We start from the raw sequence: 16,922 nt of genomic DNA on the forward strand, positions 1-16,922 counted from the left end.
CGTTCACCGCGGTCCCGGTGGACGAGGCGTACGGCGGGGCGGCGGGGCGGGTCCGGACCCGGCGGGCTCAGCGGACGCGGTCGTAGACCAGGGCGATCTCGCCCCGCTCGCCGGCCTCCTGATGGGTGAGCGCCCAGCGGGAGGCGGGCAGGCCGTCGTCGAACAGCCGACGCCCGCCTCCGGCGATCTCGGGGAAGACCATCAGGTAGAGCCGGTCGATCAGATCCGCCGCGAGGAGCGGCCGGATGAGACTCGGGCTGCTGTTGACGAGGATGTCGCCGCTACCGGCGCCCTTGAGTCCGGTGACGATGTCCACGGCCGGGGCGTTGACCACCCGGGCGCGCTCCCACGGCGCCTCCGCCAGGGTGGTCGAGAAGACCACCTTCTCCGTCTCCACCAGCCACCGCGCATAGCCGCGATCCCGCGGGTCGGCGTTCTCGTCCTCGGCGACCGACGGCCAGTACGCCAGGAAGCCCTCGGCGTTGACCCGGCCGAGCAGTGCCGTCGTCGCGCCGCTCCAGATCCGGGTGAGGTGGTCCCGTGCCACCTCGGTCGTCACATAGGGAGCGAACGGGGTGAAGTCGGCTGGACCGCCGGGGCCGTGGAAGCGCCCGTCGAGGGAGAGGGCCAGGTTCGCGGTCACCCTGCGGCCGTGGGGGGCGGTCATGTCGTACTCCTCGCGTCGGCGTGGTCCGTCGGGTCGGTGCTACTGATGCTGTCGGTGGTGATGCCGGAGCCGGGTGGGTGAGTGGAGGCGGCGAGGGTCGCCGCGAGCGCGTCGAGGCTCTGCCCGAAGCCGATCTCGATGCCCGCGACGAAGTCGGCCGAGCCGACGGCGCTGTCGGTGAGCCGCCAGTGGACGCCGAGCTCGGTACCGGTGGCGCTCGGGCTCAGCTCGAACGCGACATGGGCGGTGAAGGCGAGGCCCCCGCCCGGGAGCAGCGGGGAGAGCCGGTAGGCGAGGCGCTCACCCGGGCGTACCTCGTCGACGACTCCCTCCGCGCGCCCGACGACGGGATCGGGGCCCTCGGCGCGCTCCGCACCCTCGGCGGCGGCCGTGCGCCCGGTGGTCGCCGTGTGCTCAGTGGCGGGCGTGGGCCCGGTGGCGGACGCCACGCCTTCGGCGTCCCGGTACTCCTGGACGATCCGCCCGCCCTCCCGCGCCTCGAAGACGAGCTCGGAGACCCGGAGGTCGTCGGGCGTCCACCAGCGGGTGAGCAGGGCGGTCTCGGTCAGATGGCGCCACACCAGCGCCGGGGCGCCCGCCAGTGACCGGTGGAAGGCGAACGCGCGCCCGTCGGCCCATCCCGGCTCCCGCGCGGCGAGCCGCTCGGTCCGCAGGCCGGCCCCGTAACGGTCGTAGGTCGCGTGCGGGCCCTCGGCGCGCTCGGCGGTGTCGGCGAGCCGGCCCAGCAGGGCCGCCAGCTCCCGCAGCGGGCCCGGCCTGAGCGCGTAGACGCGGCGCTGGCCGGAGCGCTGGGAGGTGACGACACCCGCGCGTTCAAGGGTCTGGAGGTGCTTGGTCGTCTGTGGCTGGCGGGCCTCGGCGAGCCGGGCCAGCACCCCGACCGGGCGGGGTCGCTCGGCGAGCAGCTGAACGAGCCGCCAGCGGGCCGGGTCGGCCAGTGCGGTGAGGAGTGCGTCCATGACGGCGAGTATTCTCTTCAACGAATATTTGTGTCAAGGAATATGTCAGGGAGTCAGCTTCCGGCGCCCGCTCACGGGCCTCCCCGGTCCCGGCCGAAAAAACATGCGAGCGACAGCGATGAGTTCGGCCCGCGGCGCCGGTCTCTTCTTCCGTACCCATCGCGTACGGAAGCCGGACCACCGCACAGGGCGGATGCGGCACCTCCGTACGGAGCGAGTGATCTCAGCAAAGGGGGGCCTCATGGCCGCTAACACCACCGTCGACACCTACATCGCCGGAATCGACGAGCCGCTGCGGGCCGTCGCCGAGGAGGTCAGGAAGATCATCGACGCGGCGCTGCCCGGCCTGGAGGGCGCGATGTGGCACGGGCACCCCGTGTGGAGCGCGGGCGCCGCGCCCGGGAAGCAGCCGGTGGCGCTGGTGAAGGCGTACGGCACGTATGTGACGTTCGGGCTCTGGCGCGGGCAGTCGGTGCCCGACGCGTCGGGGCGGCTGGCGGCGGGCGCGCGGGAGATGGCCAGCGTCAAGCTGCGGTCGGTGGACGACATCGACGGCCCGCTCTTCCAGGGCTGGCTGGAGCGGGCGCTGGCGCTGGAGAGCTAGGGCCTGTCTGAGGGATCAGGCTGGGTCAGGGAGCGGGGTCTGGTGCCGTGGATCGCAAGGCGGAGAAGGGAGTCAATGCGGTGGGGGTACCTCCCGTGCCCGAAGGGCACAGGGGGCCATTGGCGACTGACGACAACGCGGCGAGGCGCGGTGGCTGGGGGCACCCCCAGCGGTAGCTGGGGGAGGCACGCGAGCCCAGCAAGATCCATCAGACAGGCCCTGAGCCCCGGCTCCGTTCAGGCCCCGCCACCGGGCGGGGGCGGCGGGGGTCCGCCCGGGGGCGGGGGCCCCTCCCCGTGCGGCGGCGGTGGCGGCGGCGGGCCCGCGGGCGGCGGGGGTGGTGGGGGCGGTGTCGGCAGATGGGCGCGGTCGGCGCCGATCCGCAGTTCGTACCCTTTGGGGATCTCGTGCTGGGGATAGCCCTTGACGGCCACGGCGGTCGCCTGCGCGGTGAAGTCCCGGTGGTGGGCGGGGAGCATGGAGGTGTAGATGGTCTTGCCCCACTCCACGGCAGCCGCCTCGCGCTGGGTGGGCGAGGTGGTGATGGTGACGGTGTCACCGGGCCCGGCGCCGGTCAGCTTCGCCCAGACCGAGCCGCACCGGGTGCTGTAGCGGATCTCCAGGTTCATCAGTCCCTTCCAGGTGTCCCGGACGGTGACGGCGCCCCGGCCGCACCCGGTCTTCTCCGGGTCGAGGCCGGAGCAGGTCACCCCCGCGCAAGCGGGGGGCGTGTCGGAGCCGGTCCTGGGGGCGGGCGGCGCGGGCGGGCGCGGATCGGCGGGGGCGCCGCCGTCGCCTTGCAGCAGACTCGTCACGGCGATGGGCACGATGGCCGCGACGACCGCCACCACCAGCGCGCCCGCGAGCGTCTCGGGCCCCAGCCTCCGCCACCGCGACCGCCGGTCGCCCCGGTCGCCGTCTCTGTCGCCGTCGCCGCCTCTGTCTCCGGGGCCGTCCCCTGGGCCGTCTCCGGGGCCGTCGGGCGGGCGGGGCGCCGGAGACGGGTGGTCGTCGCCGTCGGGCTCTGCCATGTCGGTCACCTCCGCAGACACGGAATGTAGCGTTCCGTATTCACGGTACACCTGGCTGTGAGGGCAATTCGGCGCGTATCCGCTCGTGTTGACGGCCGTGCCCCCGCCCCCGGTGGGCCAGGGCCGTCAACACGATCCCGCGGGCGCGACACGGCGCCGCCCCCGTCGCTTCCGCGCGGCGGCGCCGTTGACGCGCGGGGTCACGAGGTGCGCAGGGCCGCCGTCGTGGCGAAGGTGTCGAGCAGGGACTTCACCTCGTCGGGGAAGGCGGCCTCGTCCAGGGTCTGCCGGGCCAGGTCGACCCGGGCGCGGATCATCGCCTCGACCCGGTCGGCCGCGCCGGTGACGCGCAGCAGCTCACGGACGACGGCCGCGCCGCCCTCGTCGAGACCGGGGTCGCCGACGAGGGTACGCAGGGTCTGCGCCTGCCGGGGGGTGGACCGGCGCAGCGCGTGGGCCATCAGCACGGTGGCCTTGCCCTCGCGCAGATCGTCCAGGGTGGACTTGCCCGTGCGCCGTGGATCGCCGAAGACACCGAGCAGATCGTCCCGGAGCTGGAACGCCTCGCCGATGGGGATGGCGTAGGCGGTGCAGGTGTCCAGGAGGTGCCGGTCGGCCCCGGCGACCGCCGCGCCGATGTGCAGAGGTCGCTCCACGGTGTACTTCGCGGTCTTGTACCGGATGACCGTCAGCGCCGATTCGAGGTTCTCGGTGGGGCGGCCGGTGGTGAGCAGATCCCGGTACTGGCCGATCATCACCTCGGTACGCATGGCGTCCAGCAGAGGCCGTACGGCGGCGAGCTGACGATGGTGCAGACCCGAGGTGTGCAGCATCTCGTCGGACCACACCATGACGAGGTCGCCGACGAGGACCGCGCCGTTGACCCCGAACCGCTCGGCCGGCGTGGGTTCGTCATGGCCCGGGTGGGTGGCCGCCAGGGCGCGGTGGACGGTGGGCCGTCCGCGCCGGAGGTCGGATCCGTCCATCAGGTCGTCGTGGATCAGCGCGAAGGCGTGGAAGAGCTCCAGGGACGCCGCCGTCGTGATGACGGGCCCCATGTCCCCGTATCCCTGGGCCGCGTGCCAGCCGACCACGCACAGCAGCGGACGGACCCGCTTGCCGCCGGTCATGACGAAGGCGCGGACATGGTCGGTGAGCGAGGCGAGCAGGGGGTCACCCGCCGTACGGCGCTTGGTGTCGAGGAAGTCCTGGAGGCGCTGGTCGACGGCCGCGCGGATCGCGGCGGGGTCGAGGGCGGAGTGCGGGCCGGGATCGAGGCCGGGGCCTCGATCGGGGCCGAGGGCGCGGCCCGGCGCGGTGGTGGCGGGCTGGATCCGGGTGGACGTCATGCCCGGCCCTCCCCGGCGGTCGCGGGGACACCGGCCCCGGCGGGGACCGGATCCACCCCGGGCCCCCCGGCCACGTCGGCCGTCTCGGCCACCTCGGCGAGGCGCAGGGCCTCCTCCACGAGGGCGTCGACGATACGGGACTCCGGGACGGTCCTGACCACCTCGCCCCGCACGAAGATCTGCCCCTTTCCGTTGCCCGACGCCACCCCGATATCGGCCTCGCGCGCCTCGCCCGGCCCGTTGACCACACAGCCCATCACGGCGACGCGCAACGGGTACGGGAAGCCGTCCAGGGCGGCCTGGACGCGTTCGGTCAGGGCGTAGACATCGACCTGGGCGCGCCCGCAGGAGGGGCAGGAGACGATCTCCAGCTGGCGCGGGCGCAACCCCAGGGACTGGAGGATCTGCTGGCCGACCTTGACCTCCTCCACCGGGGGCGCGGTCAGCGAGACCCGGATGGTGTCGCCGATGCCCTCCGCCAGCAGCACCCCGAAGGCGACGGCCGACTTGACACTGCCCTGCCGCAGCGGGCCCGCCTCGGTGACACCGAGGTGCAGCGGGTAGTCACAGGCGCCCGCGAGCAGCCGGTACGCGGCGATCACGGTGCGCGGGTCATGGTGCTTGACCGAGATCTTCAGATCGCGGAAGCCGTGTTCCTCGAAGAGCGAGCACTCCCACAGCGCGGACTCGGCGAGCGCCCGTGGGGTGGCCGCGCCATGCCGGGCCAGCAGCCGGGGGTCGAGCGAGCCCGCGTTGACACCGATACGGATGGGGACACCCGCGTCGCCCGCCGCCCGCGCGATCTCCTTCACCTGGTCGTCGAACCGCCGGATGTTGCCGGGGTTGACGCGCACCGCCGCACAGCCCGCGTCGATCGCCGCGAAGACGTACCTGGGCTGGAAGTGGATGTCGGCGATCACCGGGATCCGGGAGCTGCGGGCGATGACGGCGAGCGCGTCCGCGTCGTCCTGTGAGGGGACGGCGACCCGGACGATCTGGCAGCCCGCCGCCGTGAGTTCGGCGATCTGGCGCAGTGTCGCGTCCACATCGGCGGTGACGGTCGTGGTCATGGACTGGACTGAGACGGGCGCGCCGCCGCCGACGGGGACCGGGCCCACCTGGATCCGCCGGGAGGACCGGGCGGGGGCGGGCGCGGGATCGGGCGGCTCGGGCGGAGCCGCGTGAGCCGGTGTGCCGGGGAAGGCGGTGCCGGCCGGGCGCGGGGGCGCGCCGGGGACCGGGGTTCCTCCGGGCACGGGCTGGGGGAGGGTGGTGGGCATACCGAGGTCGATGGGGGTCACAGGGTCCTCCGGTCGGGGGCGCCGGGACGGATGAGGGCGCGGCACACCCGCGCGGCACACCCGCTGAGGGCCGGGTGCCGTACGGGCGGTGGGGGGACGGGTGCTCCAGGGGCGGTGGGGGCCGGGCCCGGTGGGACGGGCCGGGGCGGGCGGGGGCGGCACCTCCGTACGAACGCGCCGGGACTCGGGACGAACCCGCCGGGACTCGGGACGAACCCGCCGGGACTCCGTACGGAGGCGCCGGGCGGCGGGCGGCGGGGGCAGGTACCGGAGGGTCCCGGGCGGGGGCAGGTGACGCCCGGGGCGGGCCGGGTCGGCGGCGGCGCGTTCGCCGGCGTCACCAGGAACCGTCCGGGTACGGCCGCAGGGCGGCGTGGGCCCGGCGGGTGGCGGTGACGATGCCCGGGGCGGTCAGTCCGCAGGCGTCGAGCAGCTCCGCGCGCGAACCGTGGGCGAGGAACTCCCGGGGCAGACCGAGGCTGACCACCCGGGCGGGAACGGCGGCGTCGGCGCAGCTCTGCGCGATCAGCGCGCCCACTCCCCCGGTGCGCCCGTTGTCCTCCACGGTGATCACGAGCCGGTGCCCGGCGGCGAGTTCGACGAGCGCCGGGGGCACGGGCACGGCCCAGCGGGGATCGGCGACCGTGCAGCGGATTCCGGAGCCGGTCAGCCGCGCGGCGGCGGCCACACACTCCGAGGCGATCGGTCCGACCGGCACCAGCAGCACCTCCGGGGCCGGGGAGCGGAAGAGCACATCGATCCCGCCGAGGCGTTCCAGCGCGGGCAGATCGGGTCCGGCGCCCGCCTTCGGGTAGCGCAGCAGGGTCGGGTGGTCCAGGGCCACGGCCTCCCGCAGCAGGGCGCGCAGCGCGGCGGGGTCGCGCGGGGCGGCGATGCCGAGCCCCGGCACCTGCGCGAAGGTCGACAGGTCCCACATGCCGTGGTGGCTGGGGCCGTCGGGCCCGGTGATCCCGGCCCGGTCCAGGACGAAGGTGACCGGGCGGCGGTGCAGCGCCACATCGAGGAGTACCTGGTCGAAGGCGCGGTTCATAAAGGTCGCGTAGATGGCGACCACGGGGTGGAGTCCGGCGGTGGCGAGCGCGGCGGCCGAGGTCACGGCGTGCTGTTCGGCGATCCCGACGTCGAAGACGCGGTCGGGGAAGCGGGTGGCGAAGGTGTGCAGTCCGGTCGGCCGGACCATCGCGGCCGAGAGGCAGACGACGCGGGGGTTCTCGGCGCCCAGCCGCGCGATCTCCCGTTCGAAGACGCCGGACCAGGTGGGCGCGGCGGGAGCGAGCGGATGGGCGGTGACCGGGTCGACGACGCCGACGGCGTGCAGCCGGTCGGCCTCGTCGCTCTCGGCGGGCGGATGGCCCTTGCCCTTGACGGTGACGACATGGACGAGGGTGGGGCCGTCGACGGCGCGTGCGGCGCGCAGCGCGCGCTCCAGGGCGGGGAGGTCATGGCCGTCGACCGGCCCGAAGCAGCGGAAGCCGAGCGCCTCGAAGAGGGAGCCGTCGGGGGCGGTCGCGGGCGGCTGGGACTCCCCGGCGAGCCGGGCGCGGCGGGCGGCGAGATGTCCGGCGAGGCCGCCGATGGTGGGGTCGTAGGACCGGCCGTTGTCGTTGAGGACGGCGACGACCCGGCGGCCGGAGCCGCCGATGTTGTTCAGTGCCTCCCAGGAGAGCCCTCCGGTGAGCGCGCCGTCGCCGACGACCGCGACGGCGCGGCGGTCGCTCCGCCCGGTGAGCGCGTATCCCTTGGCCAGGCCGTCGGCCCAGGAGAGCGCGGTGGAGGCGTGGGAGTTCTCCACCAGGTCGTGGGGGGATTCGTCGCGGCAGGGGTAGCCGGAGAGTCCGTCGCGCTGCCGCAGCCCGTCGAAGTCGGCGGCCCGCCCGGTGAGCAGTTTGTGTACGTATGCCTGGTGGCCGGTGTCGAAGACGATCGCGTCGCGGGGCGAGTCGAAGACCCGGTGGAGGGCGATGGTCAGCTCCACCACGCCGAGGTTGGGGCCGAGGTGGCCGCCCCGGGCGCTGACCTTCTCGATCAGCAGCGCGCGGATCTCGGCCGCCAGCGCGGGCAGCCGCTCGGGCGGCAGTCGGCGGAGGTCGCCGGGTGTGCGGACGCGCGGGAGCACCGGCGGGGTGCTCCCGGGCCTGGCCGGGTCGGTCCGCTCGGTGGGGTCGACCTGCTCGGCTCGTGTCAGGGTCATGACATCCTCATCGGGTGGGGCGGCGGAGCCGTACCGGTGTCCCGGCCCCGGGGCGCAGGAGGCCGGGAGGCCGTCGTGGCGCTGGTCGTGCGGCTCGTCGCCACCGGGGGCGGGGTGCGGGTTCACGGAAGAGGCGTGGTGCGCGGGGTGACCGAAGGGGGTTCCGTGCGACGGGACTCCGAGGGGTGCCGCCGCTCCCCCGGTGGCACGGAGGGGCCGTACGGAGGGAGCCGACACGGCGGGCTCGGTGGTACGGAAGAGCTGGGCGACACCCGGGGCCAGGGTGGTGCCGGAGGGCGCGGGAAGCGAGGAGGCGGGGGCACGGGACGGGGACACGGGACGGGGGGCACGGGACGGGGCAGGAGACGGACGGGGGGCACGGGACGGGGCCCGCCGCCCGCCACGGCGGACCGTGGGGGCCGACGCGGTGCAGGGCGCTCCCCCGTACCGGCCGGCCCGGCTCGCGGGAGCCGCGGCCGGCCCGGGCACCGGCCCCGCCCGGGAGCCGGGCGGCCCACCGCGCCCACCGGGTCAGGGCGCCATCGAACCGCCCCCCGGTGCGACGTCCCGCCGGGGGACGGCGATCAGCGCGGCGGGAGCGGGCCGCAGCGTCATCCGGGCGAGAGGGACGCTCGGCGGCGCTCCGGGAGGGCGTCGCAGCGACCACCTCTGGGCGATGGTCGCCACGGCGACCTGGCTCTCGGTGAGCCCGAAGAGATCACCGACACACCTGCGGGCGCCCGCCCCGAAGGGCAGATACGGGGAGCGGCGCCCGGGTGGTGGCCGGTCGGCCCAGCGGTCGGGCGTGAACGCGTCGGGGTGGTCGAAGAACCGGGCGTCCCGGTTGAGGATGTAGGGGCTGTAGGCGAGATCGGTTCCGGCCCGCACGGGGATGCCGCCGAGACGGGTGTCGGTCACCGCGCGCCGGGTGACCAGATACCCGGGCGGATAGAGCCGGAGCGCCTCGGCGATGACGTTCCGGGTGTGGCGCAGCAGGGGCAGGTCCGCCGCGGTGACGTCCCGTCCGCCCAGCACCTCGTCCACCTCGGCGTGCAGGCGACGCTCCTCCCTCGGGTTCTCGTCCAGCAGGTGCCAGACCCAGGCCAGCAGCGCCGCGGTGGTCTCCGTACCCCCCATGAGCAGCGTGATCGACTGGTCGTGGAGCTCCGCGTCGGTGAACCGTCTGCCCTCGTCGTCCACGGAGGCCATCATCGTCCGCAGCAGGCCGCCGCCCTCCCGCGAGGCGCGGTAGCGCGCGATCGTCTCGTCGATGAGGGTGTGCATCCGGCGCTCGGCGACGCGGTACCGCCCGCTCCCGGCGACGGGAAGCCGGGGGAACGGGTTGATCATCCGCAGGAACAGGCCGTCCATCAGCGCCGTCACCTCGGCCTGGATGTCATGCCGCCCGCCGGCCCGGCCCCGCTCCCGGCCGGGCTCGTCGAAGAGACAGCTCAGGGTCACCTCGGCGGTGAGGGCACCCATCTCCCGTACGGCGTCGATCGCTTCGCCCACCCGCCACGGCGCGGTCAGCGCGTGGACCCGATCCCGCATGACCGGGACGTACGCGGCGATCCTGGCGCGCTGGAAGGCGGGCTGCACCAGCCGGCGCTGGCGGCGGTGGTCCGGTCCGTCGACCGTGCCGAGCCCGTCGCCGAGTACGGTGCGGGAGCGGTCCATCACCGGGCCCCCCTTGGAGAAGTCCCGGGCCCGGTCCACGAGCATCTCGTGGGCCAGTTCCGGGTGGCAGATCACCTGGAGCGCACCCGGCCCGATCCCGATGCGCACGAGGTCCCCGTGGCGGGGCAGCGCGCGCAGGAAGCGGAGGGTGTCCCGGTACAACGGCCACGCGTGGCCGAGGAGCGGCAGCCTGCCGGGGGCGGCACCCCGGGTGAAGGTGTCAACGGGCTGAACGGTCATGAGGTCCTCTGCTCTCGTCGAGTCTCCTTACGCGCACGGCCCGCCGTCACCGGTCGAGCTGCTCCCACCACCACGCGATCTGGGCCACGGCGGGCGGGGAGGGGTCGGGGTCGGCGGGCGCGTCGGCCCAGCGCGGCCCGAAGCCGCCGAACTCCACCTCCTCCCCTGTGCTGGGGTCGACCGGCCTGCTGTAGCGGGAGGTGAACGCCGCCCAGACGATCTGGCCCCGGACCCAGTAGCCGATGTCGTGGACGAACCGGGCCACCACGGGACCCGCGTCGGCCGCGAGCTGGTCGCGGAGCCGCAGATAGAGCGTCATGATCCGGTCCCGTAGCGCGCGGACGTGTTCCACCGCCTCGTCCACCGGACAGGCGTGGTCTCGTCGCATGACCGCGACGGCGTCCTGGTCGAAGACGCCGAAGAGCCGCTCCTTGTGCCGTGAGAGCAGGTCGTTGTCGAGTCCGACGAGTACCGACATCGCCTCGACGCAGGCACGCACCCCGGGATGGGCCAGCTCCCGCGCGGTCAGTTCGTACCCGGCGCCGATCTGGGTCAGGACCGACAGCCAGGGCCCGGCGACGTCGTTCGCCCGCATGATGAGGTAGTCGCCGAGTTCGGGCAGCTCCCCCGTGGCCTGGTTGACGCTCTTCCAGAGCACCCCGTCGAGGTAGTCGCAGAAGCCCTGGCGGAACTGGGCGAGCTGGCCGGGGGTGCTGTGCGCGGCCAGGCCCCGCCAGATCTCCTGGAAGGAACGGAGGAGGGGCTGGTCCGGCGGCAGGGCCGCCTCGGGGTAGGCCATGGCGCGCCGCAGCCGCGCGACATGGCGGACCATTCCGGCGGGCTGGTCGAGACCCGGGGTCGTGTCGAGGTCGTCGTCCCAGGCCGTCGCCCAGTACAGGAGGTTGAGGAGGGGCACCGCGGGTTCGTCGCGCAGGCGGGGCAGGCAACAGGCGAGGTACCAGCCCGCCTTCATGGCGGTCATGCGGTCCCCGCGGTCCCGGACACCGCGGTCGAGGACCCAGGCGACGGCGGCCTCGTCGATCTCGTCCGGCCGCCCGTAACGCGCCTCGGGCAGGGGGCAGTAGAAAGGGGGGACGGTCAGCGTGCGTCGTGCGGTGGTCATGCGGCACTCCTCAGTGGGGCGGGGTGGGCATGGCGCGGGAGTTCCGGCACAGCGCTGGTACGCGCTGGCGTACGGAGGCATACGGAGGTGGGGTCGGCCCGCCATGGCGTGGGGCATGACGGACAGAGGGCCTCGTGGGTGACGTCCTCCCCTGTGCGTCTACAACCCCTGACACGCTCACGGAAGCCTTCGCGTTCACCACCGACCACTCCCGGCCAGCGCGCCCCGCGCGCCCATGAACGCCGGTGGTACACCCGCGCGCGCGTGACCAGGAGGGCAGGTCAGCCGCATGGCGCGGAGCGTGGACGGAGAGATGGCGAGATAGGCCAGAACCCTTCCGTCACCAAGAAATTGACGGACCGTCATTCCATCGTCGCCGCGCGTTCATCTCTGCGTCGACTTTCGGCCAGGATCACGATCACGCGGCCTCGGCCCTCCGGGCGAAGGTGCCTGCCGGGGCGGGGGTCTGTTGCGTACAAAGCGCGTTTCAAGACCTCTTCAGGCCGCTATTCGAGTGCCACCGGAAAATGTATGGTGACGGTTCACTCGTCAGTAATCGAACGGTCTGGCGGATGCTCCGCCGGCCCAGGCACGCGGGGGGCGTCCATGGGCTCACTCACAGGGAAGACCGCACTGGTCACCGGCGCGAGCCGGGGGATCGGACGGGCCATCGCCCATCGACTGGCCCAGGACGGCGCCCTGGTCGCCGTGCACTACGGGGAGAACGGCACGGCGGCGCGGGAGGCCGTCGAGCGGATCGAAGAGGAGGGCGGCCGGGCCTTCGCGGTCCAGGCCCGGCTGGGCGCCCCCGGCGACGCGGAGACCCTCTTCGCGGGGTTCGACGCGGCGCTGGAGGCGATCGGCGAGCCGGTCGCGCTGGACATCCTGGTCAACAACGCCGCCACCAGCCGCTCGGGGCCGATCGAGAAACTGACCTCCGAGACCTATGAGCGGATCTTCGCGGTCAACGTCAAGGCGCCGCTCTTCCTGGCCCAGCTCGGGCTCACCCGGATGCGGGACGGCGGACGGATCGTCAACGTCTCCTCGGCCGCGACCCGGGTGGCCTTCCCCGAGTCGATCGCCTACGCCATGAGCAAGGGCGCCATCGACACGCTCTCGCTGGCGCTGGCCAAGGCCGTCGGCCCCCGTCGTATCACCGTGAACGCGGTGGCGCCCGGTTTCATCGCCACCGACATGAACGCCGAACGGCGCGCGAACCCGGAGGGGGCGGCCCTGCTCGCCGCGGCCTCCGTCTTCCAGCGGATCGGTGAACCGGCGGACGTCGCCGACATGGTGGCCTTCCTCGCCTCCGACGACTCCCGCTGGATCACCGGTCAGTACATCGATGTCTCCGGCGGGACCAACCTCTGATGCCGCGTGGTGCGCCGGCGGCGCACCACGCCGCCGTCCGTCAGCTCACGGCCTCGCCCGCCTCGACCTCCTCGGTCGCGACGGCGAGCCGCCCGCTGCGCTCCATCGACATGTCGAGCGCGTTCAGTACGGAGGGCACCGTGATGCCCGCGAGGATGTGGCGCTGCATGGTCACACACCTCCCCTCAAGGTCCTCGTAGTCACTGAGGGTCTGGGACATCACCTGGATGCCCGCGAAGGCGCCCACGAGCACATCCGCGGTCTCAGCCGGAACCACATGCGGAAGCAGCTCACCGTTCTCCTTGGCTGCGCACAGGGTGCTCAAAACCGACTCCTGCCATCGGATGAAGGGAGCCCGGCGGTCGAGCGAGTGGGCCTGCTGGTCCATCGACAGACGCACACCGGCCCGAGCGAGGAGGTTGGTCCGGAGCCGGTAGCTCAGCATCAGTCCACTGTCGATGAGCTCCTGGAGCTTGAGGGGCTGATCCGGGACCGGCTGGGGCTCCTGGGCCTCTATCACCCCCTGGGCCAGCTCCTCCTTGGACTGAAAGTGGAAGTAGAGGGCACCCTTGGTGACCCCCGCCTCCCTCAGGATCTCGGTGATGGTCGCGCCCTGGTAGCCCTGCTTCTGGAAGACGTTGGCCGCTGCCTCCAGGATCGCCCGACGAGTGCGGATGGCCCGGTCCTGCTTGGCCACATCTGCCTCCTACTTCCTACGGGGGCCCGACGGACCTCTTCCGCTTCCATCGAGGGCCATCGACATCTGAGGGTTAAAAAAAAACCGCTGAGTCTGTATATTAGCACTAAGCGCACGCCACACCAGCTTTCCAGCCATGAGCCCTGGGGGGACCCATGCCCGAAGCAACAGTTGTGAGCAAATCAGCGCCCACTCAGCCCCATTCCCGTACCGTTCTCCCGGTTCTGATGGACCAAGTCCATCGCACCAGACCCGAGGACGCCTTCCTGACGGGATGGACACACGAGGGGGACGATCAGTTCTCGATCAGGGCGGTCTGGCCGCACGACCACCCGTTCTACGGGTCGGTCGCGACGGACCAGGGCCGATCGCACGACCCGCTGCTGGTAGCGGAGACGATGCGGCAGGCGGGCATGCTGGTGTGCCACGCAGCGTACGGCGTACCGATCGGCTATCAGTTCCTGCTCGCCGGACTGGAGTACACCTGCGTGCCCGAGCACCTGGCCGCCGGGGACAGCCCGCAGGAGATCGATGTCGAGGTGAACTGCGCCAACCTCACCTGGCGCGGCGGAGTCCCCGCCAGCGCCGACATCACCTGGGATGTCAAGCGCGGGGGGTGCCTCATCGCCTCCGGAAGCTCGGCGTCCCGCTATACCAGCCCCGGCGTCTACCGGCGGATGCGCGGTGAGAGCGCCCGGCCCGGCGTGTCCATACCCCGGACCGCCCCGCTGGAGCCGGAGCGCGTGGGACGCACCCGCGTCGAGGACGTCGTCCTGTCGGCCACGGCGATGGAGTACGTCTGGCAGCTGAGGGTCGACACGAGTCACCCGACCCTCTTCCAGCGGCCCAACGACCATGTACCGGGCATGCTGCTGCTGGAGTCGGCACGGCAGGCGGCCTGTGCGCTGACCGCCGTCCCCTTCGTCCCGACCTCCGGCCGCACCCGTTACTACCGGTATGTGGAGTTCGACCGGCCCTGCTGGATCCAGGCCGCGGTCCTGCCCAGCCGGATCCCCCACACCACGACCGTGCAGATCAACGGACAGCAGGACGGCCATCTCGCATTCGCCGTCACCTTCACCGGCCCCGCGTTATCGGCCTGAGCGGCCGAGGTCCATGGAAGGGGGGGACCATCCATGATCCTGGTGACCGGGGTGACCGGCGCGGTCGGACGAGAACTCCTCGCGCTGCTCACCGCCGACGGGAAACGACTGCGCATCCTCGCCCGCGAACCACGGCGGGCGCCCGTGACCAGCCCTCAGGTACAGGTGGTCCAGGGAAGCTACGCGGACCGCTGCTCACTCGACCGCGCGCTGCGCGGAGTCCGCGCCGCCTTCCTCGTCACCAACAGCCCCGACGAGCCGGATGACGCCCGGTTCACCGCGGCGGCCCAGGCGGCCGGAGTGCGCCACCTGGTCAAACTCTCCATGATGTCCGTCACCGACGCCGACGCACGGGACCTCATCACCCGTCGTCAGCGCGAGAACGAACTGCTCATCCGTCAGTCCGGCCTCGACTGGACGTTTCTGCGGGCCAGGACCTTCATGTCCAACACACTGATGTGGGCGCCGGGGATCCGCGCCGAAGGAGTCGTCCGCGCGCTGTACGGGACCTCACCCATCTCCTGTGTGGACCCGCGCGATATCGCGGCCGTCGCCGCGCGAGTCCTCACCGAACCGGGGCACGCGGGCACGGCGTACGCCCTCTCCGGGCCCGAACCCATCACCGCCCGGCAACAGACCGATCGGCTGTCCCGGCTGATCGGACGACGGCTGCGGTTCGAGGAACTCGATCGGGAACAGGCGCGGCTACGGCTGCTCCAGCGGTATCCGAGGGCCGTGGTGGAAGCGTTTCTGCAGAGTGCGGAGCGGCAGCGGGCCGAGGCGAAGGCCGGTGTCGTCTCCACCGTGAGCGATCTGGTCGGGCGGCCGGCCAGGACGTACGCGGCCTGGGCGGCGGATCACCGGGCCGCGTTCGTGTGAGGCTTCGGCCTCGCGTGTGACGCCCCGTGCGGAGGGGCGTTTCACCTCCCTCGACCCGAGGGACGTTTGATCTCGCTCGATCCGGGGGCGTTTCACCCCCCTTGACCTCGACCTCTCGACCTCTCGACCTCTCGACCCGGGGGGTGTTCCACCTCCGGTGACCCTCGACCCCGCGGCGTCGTACCCCACAGGACGCCACGACCCCACGGCGCCTCACCCCACGAGGCGTCAGCGCACCACGATGCCCCGCCCACGGGGCGTCATGGCGTGAGACCCCATCCCGTCGTCAGGGCCTTGCCAGGATTCCCCCGGCAGGGCCCTCCGTCGTGCGGAGGGGCGGTGCCCGGCGGGCCCACGGTCCGCCGGGCCGGCGGCCCCGGCGCGGGTGGGGAACCCGTGCCCGCGCCGGGGGAACCCGCTGCCCCGATGGGGCTCCCCCAGCCCAAGGCTGGGGGAGGGTCAGGGGGTGGGGCGGAGGGGGAGGTGGGCCTGGATACGGGTGCCCTGGCCCGGGGCGCTCTCGATGGTGAGCCGCCCTCCCAGGTCCTCCACCCGATCCGTCATCGATCGCAAACCGGGTGCCCGGTACCCCGGCGCCAGCAGCGCGTCCGCCGCGAACCCCACCCCGTCGTCCTGGACCCCCAGATGCGTCCAGCGCCGGGTGAAACGCAACGTCACGGTCACCTGCCGGGCCTGAGCATGCAGGAAGGCGTTCCGCATCGCCTCCCGCGCGGTGAGGTACAGCTCCCTTCGACAGATGTCCGAAATTAGTCTCTCATCGCCGGTTGAACTGACTGAAACGTCAGTCAATGTCGGAGCTGTCACCCCCGCGAACTCCTCCAGAGCCCGAACCAAAGGAGGCACGGCGGTTTGTTCGTGAAGCCCTCCGGCGAGGCTTCGGGCGGCTTCCAGGGCTTGTTGGACGGCGCGTAGCGCAGCGTCCAAATGGGCGTCGGCGGGTTCGCCGTCCACCGTCAGCTGCCCGATCCGGCGGGCCGCGGTGGAGAGCGCGGTGCCGAGTTCGTCGTGGACGGCACGGGCCAGCCGACGGCGTTCCCGCCAGACCTGGTCGTCGTCCTCTTCGTCCAGGTCAGCGGGGAGGTCGGGGAGCGCCACCAGGAGCGGCGGCTCCCCGGCCGGGCCCGGCGCGGCGCCCGCGGCGGGCCCGGCGGCGTGGCGGGGCACACTCCCCCTGCTGCGGCTGTACCGGGAGCGGCTGAGCCCCTCCTTGAGGGAGTCGGCGAAGCCGTCGCCCACCACGGCTTCCAGCCAGCCGAGACTGGGCTGCCGCAGGGAAACGGAACCCGAAGTGGGGGCGGGGGCAGGTGTGCTCACTTCTCCTCCTCGGTCGGGCTGAACGGGGGTGAACGATCACTTCCGCCGGGGGCTCGCCACCGGTCCTTGCCACTGCTCCTCGCCATCGGTCCGCGCCGGTGGTCCGCGCCGCCGCTCCTCGGTACCACTCGTCGCCGCCGGGTCCTCGTCACCGCTCCTCGGCGCTGCTCCTCACCAACGGATCGTGCCGTCGATACGGGGACGGCTCGTCAGCCGACGACCGTCCAGGTATCCCCTCCGGCGAGCAGCAGCGGAAGGTCGCCCTTGCCGTTCTGTTCGATGGCGGTGTCGAGTTGGTCGGCCATCTGGGTGTCGTAGACGGGGCGTTGGATGTTGCGGAGGATGCCGATGGG

General features: G+C 73.0%; 14 protein-coding genes and 1 pseudogene. 4 read left to right on the forward strand and 11 right to left on the reverse strand.

Features of this window, described 5'->3' with window-relative positions:
• Window positions 1–67 precede the first annotated feature (67 nt).
• Complete coding sequence (locus ACFVIM_RS07350; protein WP_384299672.1) at window positions 68–667, reverse strand: dihydrofolate reductase family protein; 600 nt, start codon at window positions 665–667, stop codon at window positions 68–70.
• Window positions 664–1,647, reverse strand: coding sequence for a metalloregulator ArsR/SmtB family transcription factor (locus ACFVIM_RS07355; RefSeq protein ID WP_384299674.1), 984 nt, complete (start codon window positions 1,645–1,647; stop codon window positions 664–666). Before ACFVIM_RS07355 ends, ACFVIM_RS07350 begins: the two co-directional genes overlap by 4 nt.
• Window positions 1,648–1,888: 241 nt before the next feature.
• Between ACFVIM_RS07355 and ACFVIM_RS07360 the strand changes: the two genes are divergently transcribed.
• Window positions 1,889–2,251 (forward strand): DUF1801 domain-containing protein, encoded by a 363-nt coding sequence (locus ACFVIM_RS07360; protein WP_384299675.1) that lies wholly within the window; start codon window positions 1,889–1,891, stop codon window positions 2,249–2,251.
• Between the two features lie 236 nt (window positions 2,252–2,487).
• On the opposite strand, the gene ACFVIM_RS07365 is transcribed toward ACFVIM_RS07360, so the two are convergent.
• From ACFVIM_RS07365 to ACFVIM_RS07390, 6 genes are all read right to left on the reverse strand, one after another.
• Complete coding sequence (locus ACFVIM_RS07365; RefSeq protein WP_384299676.1) at window positions 2,488–3,282, reverse strand: DUF2690 domain-containing protein; 795 nt, start codon at window positions 3,280–3,282, stop codon at window positions 2,488–2,490.
• A gap of 200 nt (window positions 3,283–3,482) precedes the next feature.
• Window positions 3,483–4,631 (reverse strand): polyprenyl synthetase family protein, encoded by a 1,149-nt coding sequence (locus ACFVIM_RS07370; RefSeq protein WP_384299677.1) that lies wholly within the window; start codon window positions 4,629–4,631, stop codon window positions 3,483–3,485.
• Window positions 4,628–5,749: a flavodoxin-dependent (E)-4-hydroxy-3-methylbut-2-enyl-diphosphate synthase gene (ispG, locus tag ACFVIM_RS07375; protein WP_384299687.1), complete on the reverse strand. Its 1,122-nt coding sequence runs from the start codon at window positions 5,747–5,749 to the stop codon at window positions 4,628–4,630. Before ispG ends, ACFVIM_RS07370 begins: the two co-directional genes overlap by 4 nt.
• Before the next feature lie 520 nt (window positions 5,750–6,269).
• On the reverse strand, window positions 6,270–8,144 hold the full coding sequence (locus ACFVIM_RS07380; RefSeq protein WP_384299678.1) for a 1-deoxy-D-xylulose-5-phosphate synthase: 1,875 nt from the start codon (window positions 8,142–8,144) through the stop codon (window positions 6,270–6,272).
• Between the two features lie 531 nt (window positions 8,145–8,675).
• Window positions 8,676–10,061, reverse strand: a complete 1,386-nt coding sequence (locus ACFVIM_RS07385; RefSeq protein ID WP_384299679.1) for a cytochrome P450 — start codon at window positions 10,059–10,061, stop codon at window positions 8,676–8,678.
• A gap of 46 nt (window positions 10,062–10,107) precedes the next feature.
• Entirely contained in the window at window positions 10,108–11,184 is a 1,077-nt protein-coding gene (locus tag ACFVIM_RS07390; protein WP_384299680.1) for a terpene synthase family protein, read from the reverse strand.
• A gap of 606 nt (window positions 11,185–11,790) precedes the next feature.
• Between ACFVIM_RS07390 and ACFVIM_RS07395 the strand changes: the two genes are divergently transcribed.
• Window positions 11,791–12,555 carry an SDR family NAD(P)-dependent oxidoreductase gene (locus ACFVIM_RS07395; protein WP_384299681.1) on the forward strand — a complete coding sequence of 255 codons (765 nt, stop codon included), beginning with the start codon at window positions 11,791–11,793 and terminating at the stop codon, window positions 12,553–12,555.
• 40 nt (window positions 12,556–12,595) lie between these two features.
• Here ACFVIM_RS07395 and ACFVIM_RS07400 read toward each other — a convergent pair whose 3' ends face one another.
• The gene (locus ACFVIM_RS07400; protein ID WP_384299682.1) at window positions 12,596–13,252 is read right to left on the reverse strand and encodes a ScbR family autoregulator-binding transcription factor; all 657 of its coding nucleotides are present in this window, start codon (window positions 13,250–13,252) and stop codon (window positions 12,596–12,598) included.
• A 227-nt stretch (window positions 13,253–13,479) separates the two neighbouring features.
• Between ACFVIM_RS07400 and ACFVIM_RS07405 the strand changes: the two genes are divergently transcribed.
• Both ACFVIM_RS07405 and ACFVIM_RS07410 read left to right on the forward strand, forming a co-directional pair.
• Window positions 13,480–14,355 carry a ScbA/BarX family gamma-butyrolactone biosynthesis protein gene (locus ACFVIM_RS07405; protein WP_384299683.1) on the forward strand — a complete coding sequence of 292 codons (876 nt, stop codon included), beginning with the start codon at window positions 13,480–13,482 and terminating at the stop codon, window positions 14,353–14,355.
• Window positions 14,356–14,388: 33 nt separating this feature from the next.
• Entirely contained in the window at window positions 14,389–15,234 is an 846-nt protein-coding gene (locus ACFVIM_RS07410) for an NAD(P)H-binding protein (protein WP_384299684.1), read from the forward strand.
• A gap of 459 nt (window positions 15,235–15,693) precedes the next feature.
• Here the strand turns inward: ACFVIM_RS07410 and ACFVIM_RS07415 are convergent, their stop codons facing one another.
• Together ACFVIM_RS07415 and ACFVIM_RS07420 are read right to left on the reverse strand one after the other, a co-directional pair.
• Window positions 15,694–16,569 (reverse strand): sensor histidine kinase, encoded by an 876-nt coding sequence (locus ACFVIM_RS07415; protein WP_384299685.1) that lies wholly within the window; start codon window positions 16,567–16,569, stop codon window positions 15,694–15,696.
• A 209-nt stretch (window positions 16,570–16,778) separates the two neighbouring features.
• A pseudogene (locus ACFVIM_RS07420) lies at window positions 16,779–16,922 on the reverse strand (2-oxoacid:ferredoxin oxidoreductase subunit beta); the annotation flags it as partial.

The sequence above is a fragment of the Streptomyces sp. NPDC057638 genome (assembly GCF_042800315.1).
Lineage (GTDB): Bacteria > Actinomycetota > Actinomycetes > Streptomycetales > Streptomycetaceae > Streptomyces.